Here is a 14,032-nt window from a genome sequence, read left to right as displayed (position 1 = left end):
CTACCCACGGCCCACGTAGAGCCAGCACTTGACGAAGTGCCCGGGCTCGACTTCGAACTCGGGAGGCTCCTCCGCGCGGCACCTCTCGAAAGCGTAAGGGCACCTGGGCTGGAAGCGGCATCCTCTAGGCGGGTTGATGAGGCTTGGAGGCTCTCCAGGTGGAACCTCTCGGTACCGCTTACGGTTCTCGGGGTCTGGATCCGGTATAGCCGCCAGAAGAGCCTTAGTGTAGGGGTGCAGCGGGTTCTTCAGCAGCTCCCTCGTGGGCGCTCTTTCCACGAGGTGGCCCGCGTACATGATGAAGATCCACTCGCTGAAGTACCTGGTTGTCGAGAGGTCGTGTGTGATGTATATGAAGCTGATCTTCCTTTTCTCCTGAAGCTCACGCATCAGGTAAAGTATCTCGATGCGCACTGAGGCGTCGAGCATCGAAACGGGTTCATCCGCAACTACGAGGCTCGGCTGGAGGATAAGGGCTCTTGCAATTGCTACCCGCTGAAGCTGTCCGCCGCTTAACATGTGGGGATACTTGTGAGCGAAATCCTCTACTGGTGTCAGCTTAACCTCCTCGAGGGCTTTATAGACCCTCTCGAGCCTTTCCGCCTTGCTGCCGACCTTGTGCACTATAAGGGGCTCCTCGAGGATCCTCTGTATGGTCATGAACGATGGCATCGCGCCGTAGGGGTCCTGCTGCACGAGACCTGTTTCTCTTTTGTACCACATGAGGTTCTTCTCATCATCGTGGGTTATGTCACGACCCTTGAATACGAGCTTTCCATCCGTTGGCTCGTACAACCTCAAGATAGTCTTACCAAGGGTGGTTTTACCGCTTCCGGACTCCCCGACGAGAGACACCGCCTCGCCTTCTCTGAGAGTAAAGGACACTCCATCGACGGCTTTCAGGTATACCGGCGGCCCGAAAAGTCCCTTGCGGAGCTCGAACCACGTCCTCAAGTTATCAACCCTGAGCAGGGGCTCCGCACTCATCTCTTTCACCTCTTACCTTCGTGAACCAGCCAGCAAGCAGCGTAATTCCCAGGCTTATATTCGTAAGGCGGCGGAACCTCTCGGGTACACCTCTCGAAGGCGAGCGGGCACCGTGGGTGGAAGCGACAACCGGGAGGCGGGTTAATAAGGCTAGGCGGCGTGCCAGGGATATACTCCAGCTTCTTCTCAGTCCTCAGGGTAGGCACGCTGGCCATGAGCTTCTCAGCGTAGGGGTGTCGCGGCTGTACGTAGAAGCTATCCGCATCGGAAAGCTCTACAATTTGGCCCGCGTACATTACCGCAACTCTATCCGCCAGCTCGCTCGTCAGCGGGACATCATGCGTGATGAACAGATAGCTGATGCCCAGCTCGTTCTTAATCCTCTTCAGCAAGTTCATGATGTTAGCTTGGGTTATCACGTCTAGCGCAGAGGTAGGCTCATCCAGGATGATTACCTCCGGGTTCGTGACGAGAGCCATCGCGATCACAGCCCTCTGCTTCATTCCACCGCTAAGCTCGAACGGGTAGCGGTCGGCAAAGCTCTCGTGTATCCCCACCATTCTCAAGTACCTCTTGGCTTCGATCAGCGCCTCTTCCTTGCTTAAGCCCATGTGGATGATCAACGGCTCCGCGACCTGGAAGCCCACCTTGAGCACTGGGTTCAGCGAGTTCTGCGCACCCTGGAAGACCATCGCAATCTTCCTCCAGCGAACCTGCCGCCTGAAGCCCTCCTCGCTTAGCTTCATCACATCGACTCCGTCGACAAGCACTTGCCCATCGTAGGTGTGCACGTTCCTCGGGAGCAGGCGTATAATCGCTCGGGCAAGAGAGGTCTTCCCGCAGCCCGATTCTCCCACTATGGCTAAGGTCTCCCCTTTATCGAGGTCGAAGCTTACTCCGTCCACTGCCCTCACTACTCCCTTCCTGGTCCTGAAGTAAAGCCTCAGGTTCCTAACGCTCAGCACAGGAGACATAACGCCCACCTCTAAAGCTCTCTCAACCTCGGGTTCACAATCCTATCCAACGCGAAACCGAAGAGCGCGAAAGCTATACCCGTAAGGATGAGTAGAGCCGAGGGTTCGAGAACCCAGTAGTAGTAACCCTTGTACACTGCGCCGTTTTCGAAAGCATCGTTGATAACCTTACCCCAAGTTGGAAGCAGAGGGTCTCCGAGCCCAAGGAATGCTAGCGCGGCCTCGAGGAATACGAACCCCGGAACCGCGGAGATAAGACCGGGCACTATGGGCGGTAAGATCTTGGGTATGATGTACAGGAAGATTATCCGCATGTTCGATGCTCCGTAGGTGCGCGCTGCCTCTATGTAGGGGTACTCCTTTATCTGCATGACGAGGGCGCGCGTCGACTTTATCCCTCCTCCGAAAATACTGAGCACGATCACCACAACTAAGATCACCCAGATGTTCACCTGGTAGAACACGGAGATCATTATCAGGAACGGGAGGAACGGGAGGACCATGTAGATCTCGGTGATTCGCTGAATTAAGGAGTCCAGGAGTCCACCGTAGTAGGCCCCTATGGTCGCGATAATCATCTGGACCAGGGACGTTACGAGCGAAGCGGTCAACCCGAAAGCCAAAGCCACGGGAGCACCCCAGAGCAGCGCGATCTCGAGCGGCCTCCTCAGGTGATCCGTTCCCGCGATCCCGTGCACTAGGCCGTAGACCACCAGCTTAGCGTCAAGATCGTCCTGTTCATCAAACACCGTCGCATCGATAATCAGCCTGTACCTCCCCTTCTCGATAACCATGTCGCCCGTTCTGAGAGCGTCAGGAGTGTACTGGCCGAAGAGAAGCCTCAGCTGAGTGCACCTGTCGCTCGGCTGGAAGCCAAACTTAGCAGTAACGTAGCCGACCATGTTCCTAAGCACGTGCTCGCTAGCTGTAACGTAGAGGCTCATGTTCGGCCCGCTCATCGCAGTCTCGATCAGCGTGATCGCATCCCCGCTAGGCTTCACCCAGATCACTTTGAGAACTGGCAGCTGCTTAGCCGCTTTGGCGTTCAGGAAAACGTTCACCTCGCTTGGGAAGTCGTCGTAGCTGTACTCGAAAGAGAACTCTATGAGAATCTTCTTCATGTTTGTGCCGAAAATAGGCGTGGAGGACTTTGCCACACCGAGCCTAGCAGCTCTGCTGTCTAGCACCACTGTCTTCGGTAGTTCTCGCCCCACGAAGAACTGAACCCACTCCGGGGCGGCCGTTCTGGGGTTATCTAGCCATATCTCGCTGCTCCTCCAGAGGTAGATAGCCCTGTCAACGGGCAGGACGATTACAGTGTAGATAGATAACGCCACCAAGAGTGTGATCAGCAGGAGGCCCGCCACGCCCGACTTGTAGTACATGATGTCCTGGAGGACTCTCCTCAAGCTCTCAGCTCTTGACGGCCTGCTCATGGCTCCCACCTCAGCCGAAACGGACCTTGATGCGGGGATCCAGCAGCCCGTATATTATATCGAGTATGAAGACCGTCGCTGCCAGTAAGTAGGCGTAGATCACGGTTATGCCGACGATTACTGGGGTGTCAAACCTCGAGATAGCCTCGTAAGTTACGAGGCCGAGACCGGGCCAGTTGAACACGGTCTCCGTGATTATAGCGCCACCCCACGAGCCTATAAGCGTGAGCGCGAAGCTCGTTACTATGGGCGGCAGGGTGGGGCGAAGTATGTACCTTGTCTCGATGAGGCGGGGTGGCAGGCCCTTCGCTTTAGCCGCTTCAACGTAATCCTCGGTTGAGAATATGAGGAAGAAAGTCCTGTTGCCGTAGACTCCCAGGAAGAAGCCGGAGATGATCCAAGCTGCCATAGGCAGTATCATGTGCTTAAGCACGCTCAGAGCGTAAGCCACAGGTTCCTCGGGTGGCGGGACATCGACGAAGCCGCCGGGTGGCAGTACGTGAAGCCACGTGTAAAAGATTAGGATCAGGAGAATGCCGTAGAACCAGCCAGGTATCACCGAAGTCGGCGCGAGCGCCACTGTGAGCTTGTCGAAGAAGCTGCCGTAGTGCCTAGACAGGTAGAGGCCGAGAAACAGGTGAATAAAAAAGTTGATGACGGTAACAGTTGTGAATAGAAGGACTGTCGCGGGTAACCTCTCGAGGATAATGTTCTTGACAAGCCTCGATCCCGAGTCGCTGGTCATGTACAACGCTCTACCGAGATCAAGAGTAATAGCGTCTTTCAGGTAAATCAAGCTCCTCACAAAGAAGGGTGTGTCCAAGCCCAGCCTCTTCTTCTCGTTCTCCAGCATAGCTTCGATCAGCTTCTCCCTCTCAGGGGCAGGCAAGTTCTTGTACTGGGGGTCCATGTTCACCCTCTGCGTTATAGCCATGCGTAGCTCACTGAGAACGATCTCATCTACCTTGCCGCCCATGTTCGCGATGACTATGGTTAAATATATCGCCGCTACAACCGTGAGGAAGAGGATAGAACCTCGTATCAAGCTGTACTTTAGGAAGCCTTTCAAGGAAGCCGGTACCATACCGTGCACCTAGCTCGTTGTCTACAAGCGCCTTCAAACAGGGGCCTTAAAGGTTTTATGTAGCAGAGAAAGGAAACTATCTTCAAAAAAAATAAGCTGTTTTGAGAGCGCCCGCCTTTATTATTAAAGTTTATTAAACTTATCTGGATATTCCTACCTAGTTAGTTGGACTTGCTCGGAAAGTTTCAAAGCAGAGAAGTGGAAAAGGTAGAGAAAAAGAGAAAATTTTAAAGCTTGAACTTTAGGCGGTCTTAGCTACAGTCCCTTCTCCAGCTGGAGAGGCTGCCTTGGGCTTCCTGAATACCATTGCGATACCTGCTGCTGACAGTAGCAGCGCGATCACAGCGAGAGCTATGGCGATGGTCAGGTTGCTCTGGAGCGCGGCAGCACTCGACTCGAGAGCTCCAACTTTCCTGTTAACGTCGCTTATGCCGGCCTCGAGCGAACCTATTCTAGCTTCTAGAGCGCTTCTCGCTGCTGCGAGGAGCGTTTGGAAGTAAGCTATCTGTGAGGTAGCTATGAACGGTGCTTCGATAGTCGCCGGCATGGCCACATCCCTGCTCAGCGCTATAACCATGATCCTGTAGCCGCCGGGCGTCATCTTGCCGGTATCTACCTCGCTCAGCTTGATTGACCAGACGCCCTCTGCAGCAGGGCTAGCAGAGCCTTTCGCAAGGATGTTTCCAGCCGCGTCCATCACGAGGTACCTGACGAAGTCCATTCTGGCGTTGGGGTAGGGGGCTCCCTTGAACGTGATGCTAACCTTGAACTCCGCAGCAAGGCCAGGCACCACGGCTTCCGGCGGTGTCACCTTGACCTCAGGGATAGGAGGCTCCGCGAGGAAAGCCCAGCGGTCAGCCTTGTCGGGATACTCCCTGTTAGCTCTCAGAATCACCTGGCCGGCGGTATAGTCCACCTTGAAGAGGTAGAACGGACCGTTGCCAACCCAGAAGTGGCCGCGCTCCGAGTACCAGCGCTTCAGAGCCTCGTACCTGCTCTTCGCGTCAGCAGGCGTTACGTACTTGCTGAAGTACTCCTTGAAGGGTATGTAGCTCTCCGCGATCGCTTCGTCGAGCATCTTGGAGAGGGCCTCGAGGCTCGGCCCGCCTATGTAGTTCATCCACTCGACCTTCAGCTTGTCAGCCTTGTCGGAGCTGAAGGCGAGCAGGCCCTTCTCCTCAGCTCTGATACCGATTGCGAGCATGTGCCACGGGTTAGCAGGCCAGCCGGCAAAGTACCCTACGATGTACTCCGCGTCGAGGCTTGTGTAGTTACCGTAGTACTCGATGATCAGCGGATCCTGGCTTACAATCCTCCAGCCAGCGAACACGCTCCTCCAAGCGTTGAAAGCCTCGAGCGCGGATTCATCGTACAGCGGGCTCTTCGGGTCGACTCTAGCGAAGGTTAAAGGCCAGCCGATAAGCCAGTCTGCAAGGCTCATCACCGTTCCGTCGTGGTACTTTATCTTGCCGATCACGCTACCGTAGTTAGCCACGACTTTAACTTTAGCAACCTTTACACCAGCTTCGCCGGAAGTGATCACCTTGCCGGTCGCAACGTCGTAGCCCCACCAAGCGTCCGCGGGAACCTCGACCTTATCCACGAACGTTAGCTTAAGCCAGTCGCTGCTGGCTGCGGTGGGCACACCCTTCTCCACGTAGACTTCGGCGCTAACCAGCCTGTTCGCCATCGGCAAGCCAGTGTACGGGTTAGGCCTCTGCCAGTAATCGTTAACAGCCCATATGATGACTGCATCATAGATCCAGTTTGTGCCTGCCACAGGGTTCCAGGGGTCGACTAGCACCTCCCTCATTCCGATCTTCACGGATCCACCAGTCTTGTCGACGAAACGCAGAGTCATGGGCCAGAGGTAGTTGTCGAAGCCAGAGGACAGGTCGGCAGCGCAGGAGACCTCCTTCCTGTAGACCCAGGGCACGATCTGGTCGACGAGCCACACTCTCACGGAGTCCTTGAGAGCCATCACAGCGGCCTTGGCCATGAGCTCTTGCCTCTCCTCTATAGTCTTGTAGTCTCTGTTCCAGAGCCTCGTAGCTACCTCGTAGAACAAGGGGTCGGGCTTGTAAGCGCTCCAGAGCGGGCCCAACGCGCCTAGAGGCGTGTAGAAGAAGCCGAAGTTATCGGCATCGTCTCTAGAGATGAGCGTGGTGATCCAGCCTCCCGTGTAGATGTGCCACTTGCCGTCTGCCGGGTTCCCGGCGATCCACAGGGGAGCGAGCTCTCTGCTTCTCCCGTACCTTCTCTCGACCGTGAAGCCGAGCTTCTCCAGCTGGCTTGCAACGTAGTCGCCGATAGCCCTCCGCTGGTCCTCAACCCTGATCAGGAAGGTTACTGTTACTGGTTCACCCTTGTAGTACCACTTGCCTTCCTTGAACTCTGCACCCATCTTGACCATTTCCTCGAAAATTACCTCCTTCGCTTTCTCGAAGTTGTAGCTGTACTCGGCCTCCAGCAGCTTGGCGGTTTCGGCCAGCCTAGCGTAGTCGGGGAAGGCTGACACTATCGGTAGGAGCTTGGGCCTAGCGAAGCCGCCCATGATCTCGTTCACGATGTAGTTCCTGTCTACCAGCCAGTTCATGGCCTCTCTAATCCGCGGGTTGCTGAAGGGGTTCAACTTCCCCGTAGCCGGGAACTCTGGGCCAACAGGGTTGAATGTGAGCTCGAAGTACAAGCCGTAGGAATACTTGTAGCCTAAAGCCGGCTCCGTCCTTATCCTCTCGAGAAGCGCGGGGTCTGCACGCACATCGCTGAAGTAGATGTGCATGTCACCCTTAACAAGCATGTCCACAACTTTCGCAGGGTCGGGCTCCCTGAAGAAGATAACCTCGTCGACCCAGGGGCCCTGAGGTTGTGCGAGAACAACTCCACAGGCTGCCGAAAGGACTAAAGCTATGACCAGTGCTATGGCTAGCTTGCTTCTCATCGTTGTCGCTGTATTTTCCTGGCGTCAGAAATTTAAACCTTACTACAAAGACTGCTGTACGCGCTTCACCTTAAACTTACTTCACATATATCTTATCTAGGAATGCTATTTAAGTAGATTTCGTAAAAGCGATGGCTTATTAGGCTGCTGTCTGCGCGAAAGCGTATGAAATCGAGGAATGCTTTCGCAGCCAGCCTTTTTGCGCTCCTGCTCGCTCTCCTCGCGGGTCAAACCCTAGCTGAAGCTCAGCCAGCAGAGCTCTCCGTCCTAGCAGCGATCGAGAAGGATGGGAGGATCTTCTTCGGGGGCTATCTAGGCAGAGGGTACTTTAGACAGCCCGTGCTGGGGGTAGTGAAAGGTGGGGAGGTCACACTCCTGGCACTCCCCGGCGCAGGAGCAATACTGAGCGTGAAACCGACACCGCAGGGTGCGGTAGGTTTTGGGTTTATGGTCGGCGAGGAGTGGGTTCCGCAAGCGATTGCGGTGCTTTTAAACTACGATAACTCTTACGCTGCCTTCTCTGTCAGCGCTAATGCCAGCTTCTACGGAGTTGACGGAATAGCATTAGATGAAGACGAGCTCATCCTCACAGGGTACGTGTACGCAAGCCGCTACGCGGGGGACTCGGACGTTCTATCTATTCGCTTGTCAAGCAGCGGGTTGGTAAAGACTTACGCGTGCTACGGGAGCCTTGGCTACCCTGACCTCCCCCGCCGAGTGCTGCGAAGCGGTAGTCTGATCGTGCTTGTAGGCGAAACTTGGGCCTACAACGTCTCTCAGAGCGATATACTGGTTCTCGTTCTCGATGAGGGTTTGCGCGTGAAGGCGAGCTACGCGGTCGGAGGTGCCGGCGCGGAAACCCCTGAAGATGCAATAGTCGTAGACGGCGATCTAGTAGTGGTAGGCACCACTACTTTAGACGGCTACAGCGGTTTTGCGGTAAGAGTATCTGACGTTGGGGGGCTCGTGTGGCTCCGATCCTTCAAGGGTTTCGGCAGCACCTTCCTGGTCTCGGTCGACTACGCTGGCGGAGTCCTAAAAGCTCTCGGGATGACGGAGGTCGAGGAAGGCGTTAAAGTTCCTGTGCTGCTGACACTGAGCGAGAAATACGGGTGGAGCTTCGAGCTATCTCGAGTAGAGGTTCTCGAGGCGGACAACTTCAAGCTCATGCCAGTTAGCGCACGCGGAGGAGCGTTGTTCCTCTGGGGCAACAACTCCCTCTTTAGAGTCAAAGATGGAGCCGGGAAAGCGTGGTCCATGCACCCTCTGAACACTACGCAGCTCGAGCTTTTGAACCACTCCCAGCTTGCAGTTTCCATGGAGCGAGCTCTCTACGGGTGGAGGAGCATACCTGGTATCGTAGAGGAGAAGCCGTGCAACGTCCTTCTAAGTGTAAGGCCGCTGGAGCCTACAGTAACCACCTTCAAGTGGAGGGAAACTTCCTTGAAGGTTGTCGCGGGGGAGTACAAGAGCAAGGTAGAGCTCGGGACTCTGGTGCAGCGCTGGCTGGAGAGGAACGTCCCCCTCCTTCTTCTCTCCCCCGCGCTCGTGATTTTCGCCTCGCTGATTCTAGCTGCTTTCAGGAGGAGGCGCAGCTACCCGAAAGCAGTACACGTTTATAGGTGATTTGCGCTCATACCACTTCTCGAGAGGGTATGGACGAGAAAGATGTCGAGATAGTTAGGCTGCTTTCCGAGAACGCGCGGAGAACACTTACCGAGATGGCGAAAATCCTCGGAATCAGCGATGTCGCTGTGAAGAAGCGGTTGAGCAAGCTCGAGAGGGAGGGTGTGATCAAAAGGTACACGGTGGTCGCTGACCCCAAGAAGCTCGGGTACAACGGTGTAGCTCTCATCGGCGTGGACGCGGAGTCGGATCACGTGCTGAAAGTCGCTGAAGAGCTTTCGAAAAAAGACTACGCTGCGGCCGTTTACGTGACTACAGGTGACCACATGATAATGGTGGAGGTGTGGGCCCGCCACAGCATGGAGCTGAAAAAGATCGTGGATGAGATAGGGAGCATGAGCGGAGTTAAGAGAGTATGCCCCGCGATAGTTTTGGAGAGGCTTAAGTAGGCTTCAGCGCGCGTCGAGCGAGCAGAATAAGCTTAGCTTGAAGGCGTAGTGCCGCAAAGCCTGTTACGCGTGTGAGTACGCCCCTTCTTCTCATCTCGTCAAGCCTCTTTCCCAGATCAGCTTCACTGAAATTCGCACGCCTAGCCGCCTCGGAGAAGTCGCTGCTTAGCGCTAGTGCCTCGAGAACTAGGATGTCCTCGCTGCTTAAAGCCTCTACCTGAGCCGGCACTAGCTGGTCTAAGACCCTGACCACTGCCTGCTCGATAGCAGCGGTGAGCTCCTCCATGCTCACGAAGTGGAAGTACTCGGGCAGCAGGAACACCTCGACACCCAGCTCTTTCGCGAGCTCTTCCGCCGCTTTGTCCGAGAAGCCCCTAGCTATAAGGAGCGGCTTGAAACCCAGTAGAACGGAGTTCGTGTAAGCTTGCCTTACATCGCCGACACTGATTTTACCGGACTTCACCTCGACGGCGAAAAGATCGTTCCCCTTTCTCGCAACTATGTCGACCTCGCCCACTTCCTCACCCCCGCGCAGTATCTTCTCCTGGCGCTTAACCACCTCGAATCCCTCAAGCTCTAGCACCAGCTCCGCAAGGAGCTCGCTCCACAAGCCTCTACCCATGGTCCTCGACCCTGGACGCCGCGCTGGAGGTCCATATACTTCTAAACATCTCTCGAGCCTCCTCGAGGGAAAGACTGTCCTCGACCCTCGTGTGCGCACGCTCCTCGAGCCTAGCTAGCGCTATAGAGGGAGGGAAGCGCCACAGCCGGTAACTCCAAAACTCCTCCCAGCTTACGCGAACCGAGTAGAATCTCCTGTAGAGTGAGGAGGCTACGTGCTCGACTAGACCCTCATCCTCTAGAGGGTACCGCGACGATAGCTCAAGCTCGTACAGACTGCGGTAGGGGCAGAGAGAGCAGGAGACCCTTGGTAAACCATCCAGGTAATGTGGGTGGACAAGCCCCTGTTCCCGCAGCACCGAAGCTACCTGCTCGATTCCCAAGTCGTAGACGAGGTTCAGAGAAGCACCGGAAAGGAAGGCTGCTTTAGAGTAAGCTCTCGAGAGCCACTCGGCCCTTTTCCCGGACTCTGCAACTCTCTCCGCTCTTGCCTCGTAGCTAGGCGATATCCTCTTCCGAGCCTCGCGGAGAGCTCTCATCTTCAGGTATGTGCACCACCTCTGGCCCCGGCGGGGCAGGCCGTGCCTATGGAGGAAGAAGAGGATTTGCTGCCTGCTCGGCTCCACAACCTCCAAGTCGTAGCCGAGCTTCCCAGCTATCCACTGGGCGTGGTCTATGTTCTCGGGAGGCTCGAGAAAAGGCATGTGAACGTAGACGGGAACCACTTGGAAGCTCACCCGCTCGCTGAGCGCCTTGAGAAGGAGAAGGTTTAGCGTGCTGTCCTTACCCCCGCTGAAGTCTACCATGACCTTGCGCCCAGCCAACTTGCTCCCAATGGAATCTGCTACGCGCTTCAACCTCTCCTCGAGCGAGTCGAGGGAAGCCGAGGAGGGGGCTGTCGGAGGCTCGTAGCACGCTTTGAAGAACGGTGATCCACCTGTGTACCTGACGCCGACCCGCCCCTCCCAAAGGTACACGTCCTCCCGCTCCAGTCGCGTGACTTCCAGGTAGTCGCCGTACGTCCTTACAAACCCCTCGAGTCTGCCGCCTCTGAAGAAGGGGTAGCGCTCCATCACTTTACGGTCCCCGGCTTAGAGAAGCTCGACGCGCACTCGCCCCTCAAGCGCTCTCCGGAAAGCCTCCGCGTCCCTCTCGCTGCCCACTATCTCCCCGTAGTGCATAGGTACCGCTACCCTCGGCTGGATGAGGAGAGCTGCCTTAGCAGCCTCCGCCGCGTCCATCACGTACACTCCGCTGACGGGTAGGAGGGCTACGTCGACTTGCCCGCGGAGCTGCTCCATCTCGGGGATTAAGTCGGTGTCACCTGCATGGTAGATAGTTACTCCCGCGTGCTTGATCAGAACCCCTATCCCGTGGTAATCCCTAGGGTGGAAGTGCTTCCCAACGTTGTAGGCCGGGACGGCTCTAATCTCGACACCGTGCACAGCCACCGTGTCGCCTGGTCTCAGTAGCTTGTACTCGAAGCCCATACCCCTCACCTTCCTCTCGCAGTTCACGCTGGCGATGATGGTCGCACCGGGCTTAGCAACTTTGCGCACGTCTTCCGGGCTGCAGTGGTCGTAGTGGTCGTGGGTGCACACAACAATATCGCCGTCGCGCGGCGCCTGCGCGATGCGGAAAGGATCGATGTAGATTACTCTACCGGCGCCAGAAACCCTGAAGGCTGCGTGAGCAAGCCTCCTTATAGTGAGCTCCCCGTAGTTAAGCTCCACAGCCCTGCACCGGGCTTTCTGAGCGAGCCAGACCTATATCCTTATCCGGCGGTTCACGAGCGAGAGGGAGCCTGAACCCCAGGAGGGTGCTCTTCAGCTACGAGATCCTGAGCAGAGGATCCCCCTGCTTGACGGCGGCGCCTTGCTCCACCATCACATCCTCGACTACGCCGTCAACGTCGGATTTCACCTCCACGATGGTTTTCATGCTCTCGATGAGGACGAGCGGATCACCCCTATGCACGGTCGCCCCTTTGTGCACCTTCAGCTCTGCGACTCTACCGGTTATCGGTGCGCGCACGACTCCTCTGCCCGAAGGAGGGGGCTCCACCTTGCGGACCACGCCGCTTTGAAACACCGAGAGCATTGCCTCGAGGGGGGCTGCTCCCTCGGGGATCTCCACCTCCACCTCGTAGGCTTCCCCATCCATCACGACGAGGAAACGCTTCTTCACTTAACCACCTCACGGGGACGCTGGGTCCACCATGTCGAGTACTCTCGCCAAGCGCCAGCCCGAGACGCTTCGGGGCTCTACCCTGCGGGACGCTTTCAAGCGCTTTGACCTGACGTAAGCTATCACCGCGGCGAGGATAACCACTCTCTTGCCAGTCAGCATGGTGACCACTATGCCGGAGGGACGCCGTGCTTTCTCGGGGGGCGCGGGAGCTTCTCCCTCTTGTCAAGCAAGTGCAGCAGAGCCCTGTAGAGGCAGGGCCTGGTCTCGCGAGGCTGTATAACGTCGTCGACGTAGCCCCTCGAAGCCGCGTAGTACGGGCTCGCAATATCGGCTCTGTACTTCTCGGCGAACTGCTTCACCAACTCTTCTGGGTTAGGCGCCTTCTCGAGCTCCCTCCTGTAGATTATCTCGATCGCTGCTTCCGGTCCCATTACCGCGATCTCGGCGGAGGGCCACGCGACGACGTAGTCAGCGCCAAGGTGCTTGCTGCCCATCGCGATGTAAGCGCCGCCGTAAGCTTTCCTCAGAATCACGGTGAGCTTGGGGACGGTGGCGTCGGAGTAGGCGTATATGATCTTGGCACCGTGGCGTATCACTCCGCCGTGCTCCTGGACAGTGCCCGGCAAGAAACCAGGTACGTCCACGAACGTTATCACTGGGAAGTTGAACGCGTCGCAGAAGGTCACGAACCTGGAAATCTTGTCGGACGAGTCGATGTCGAGGCTTCCAGCCATGTAAGCCGGCTGGTTAGCCACTACACAGACCGGGAAACCTCCGAGCCGCGCGAACCCTACAACCGCACTGGGAGCGAAGTGGACGTGCACTTCGAGGAAAGAGCCCGCGTCGAATACTCTAGAGATGACCTCGCGGACGTCGTAAGGCTTCACCGGGTCGTCGGGGACCACGCTGTCCAGCTGCGCGTCCTCCCGGAGCGGGTCATCGCCGGTGTCAAGGAAGGGTGGGTCTTCAGCGTTGTTGCTGGGCAGGTAGCTCAAAAGCTTCTTGATCAGGCGGATAGCATCCTCGTCCCTCTCGACGACGAAGTGCGCCACCCCGCTCTTCGAGGCGTGAACCTCGGCTCCTCCGAGACTCTCATGAGTAACGTCCTCGCCGACAGCGGCTTTCACCACCTTAGGGCCTGTGATGTACATGTAGCTGCCTCTAGTCATGATTATGAAGTCGGCCAGCGCCGGAGAGTAAACCGCGCCGCCGGCGCAGGGCCCGAGAATGGCGACGATCTGAGGAACCACTCCGCTCGCGAGCACGTTCCTGTAGAATATCTCGCCGTAGCCCTTGAGGGAGTCTACACCCTCCTGTATCCTCGCACCGCCCGACTCATTGAGGCCAATCAGCGGGATGCCCATCTTCAGCGAGAGCTCGATCACTCTAGCTATCTTAGAGGCGTGCATTTCGCCTACGCTACCTCCCATGAACGTGAAATCCTGGGCGTACACGGCCACTTTTCTGCCGTCAACCGTCCCAAGACCAGCTAGCACGCCGTCCCCGTAAGCTTTCCTAGACTCCATGCCGAATGCCGTAGCCCTGTGCAGGACGAAGCGCCCTATCGGAACGAAGGAGTCCCTATCGAGAAGCAGGTTGAGCCTTTCCCACGCCGTGAGCTTACCCTGCTCTCGCAGCTTCTGCGCAGCGGCTGGGTCGGCAACCTCAGCTCTCTTCCTGAGCTCAAGTAGACGCGCTAGCTTATCGCTCATAAGCGGTCCCTG

General features: G+C 56.7%; 13 protein-coding genes. 2 read left to right on the top strand and 11 right to left on the bottom strand.

Annotated features, from left to right (window positions below):
- From QXU72_01505 to QXU72_01485, 5 genes are all read right to left on the bottom strand, one after another.
- Positions 1–987 (bottom strand): ABC transporter ATP-binding protein, encoded by a 987-nt coding sequence (locus QXU72_01505; GenBank protein MEM0493924.1) that lies wholly within the window; start codon positions 985–987, stop codon positions 1–3.
- 5 nt (positions 988–992) lie between these two features.
- Entirely contained in the window at positions 993–1,961 is a 969-nt protein-coding gene (locus tag QXU72_01500) for an ABC transporter ATP-binding protein (protein ID MEM0493923.1), read from the bottom strand.
- Between the two features lie 11 nt (positions 1,962–1,972).
- On the bottom strand, positions 1,973–3,397 hold the full coding sequence (locus tag QXU72_01495) for an ABC transporter permease (GenBank protein MEM0493922.1): 1,425 nt from the start codon (positions 3,395–3,397) through the stop codon (positions 1,973–1,975).
- A gap of 10 nt (positions 3,398–3,407) precedes the next feature.
- Positions 3,408–4,481, bottom strand: a complete 1,074-nt coding sequence (locus tag QXU72_01490; protein MEM0493921.1) for an ABC transporter permease — start codon at positions 4,479–4,481, stop codon at positions 3,408–3,410.
- Between the two features lie 241 nt (positions 4,482–4,722).
- Positions 4,723–7,422, bottom strand: coding sequence for an ABC transporter substrate-binding protein (locus QXU72_01485; protein MEM0493920.1), 2,700 nt, complete (start codon positions 7,420–7,422; stop codon positions 4,723–4,725).
- A gap of 165 nt (positions 7,423–7,587) precedes the next feature.
- On the opposite strand from QXU72_01485, the gene QXU72_01480 reads away from it, so the two are divergent.
- Together QXU72_01480 and QXU72_01475 are read left to right on the top strand one after the other, a co-directional pair.
- The gene (locus tag QXU72_01480) at positions 7,588–9,048 is read left to right on the top strand and encodes a hypothetical protein (protein MEM0493919.1); all 1,461 of its coding nucleotides are present in this window, start codon (positions 7,588–7,590) and stop codon (positions 9,046–9,048) included.
- Positions 9,049–9,077: 29 nt separating this feature from the next.
- Positions 9,078–9,497 (top strand): Lrp/AsnC family transcriptional regulator, encoded by a 420-nt coding sequence (locus tag QXU72_01475; protein MEM0493918.1) that lies wholly within the window; start codon positions 9,078–9,080, stop codon positions 9,495–9,497.
- Here the strand turns inward: QXU72_01475 and QXU72_01470 are convergent.
- From QXU72_01470 to QXU72_01445, 6 genes are all read right to left on the bottom strand, one after another.
- Positions 9,490–10,119: a hypothetical protein gene (locus QXU72_01470; protein ID MEM0493917.1), complete on the bottom strand. Its 630-nt coding sequence runs from the start codon at positions 10,117–10,119 to the stop codon at positions 9,490–9,492. The genes QXU72_01475 and QXU72_01470 overlap by 8 nt on opposite strands.
- A complete protein-coding gene (locus QXU72_01465) occupies positions 10,112–11,194 on the bottom strand; it encodes a hypothetical protein (GenBank protein MEM0493916.1) in 1,083 nt (360 codons plus the stop codon). The genes QXU72_01470 and QXU72_01465 overlap by 8 nt, the downstream gene beginning before the upstream one ends.
- 15 nt (positions 11,195–11,209) lie before the next feature.
- Positions 11,210–11,851: an MBL fold metallo-hydrolase gene (locus QXU72_01460; GenBank protein ID MEM0493915.1), complete on the bottom strand. Its 642-nt coding sequence runs from the start codon at positions 11,849–11,851 to the stop codon at positions 11,210–11,212.
- 97 nt (positions 11,852–11,948) lie between these two features.
- Positions 11,949–12,305 (bottom strand): biotin/lipoyl-containing protein, encoded by a 357-nt coding sequence (locus tag QXU72_01455; GenBank protein ID MEM0493914.1) that lies wholly within the window; start codon positions 12,303–12,305, stop codon positions 11,949–11,951.
- A gap of 9 nt (positions 12,306–12,314) precedes the next feature.
- Positions 12,315–12,467 carry a hypothetical protein gene (locus QXU72_01450; protein ID MEM0493913.1) on the bottom strand — a complete coding sequence of 51 codons (153 nt, stop codon included), beginning with the start codon at positions 12,465–12,467 and terminating at the stop codon, positions 12,315–12,317.
- 8 nt (positions 12,468–12,475) lie between these two features.
- On the bottom strand, positions 12,476–14,020 hold the full coding sequence (locus tag QXU72_01445) for an acyl-CoA carboxylase subunit beta (protein ID MEM0493912.1): 1,545 nt from the start codon (positions 14,018–14,020) through the stop codon (positions 12,476–12,478).
- Positions 14,021–14,032: the final 12 nt, after the last annotated feature.

This window comes from Thermofilum sp., assembly GCA_038741495.1.
Classification (GTDB): Archaea; Thermoproteota; Thermoprotei; order Thermofilales; family Thermofilaceae; genus Thermofilum.
The sequence above is the reverse complement of the archived record's forward strand: the minus strand, read 5'-3'. Positions and strand labels throughout refer to the sequence as shown.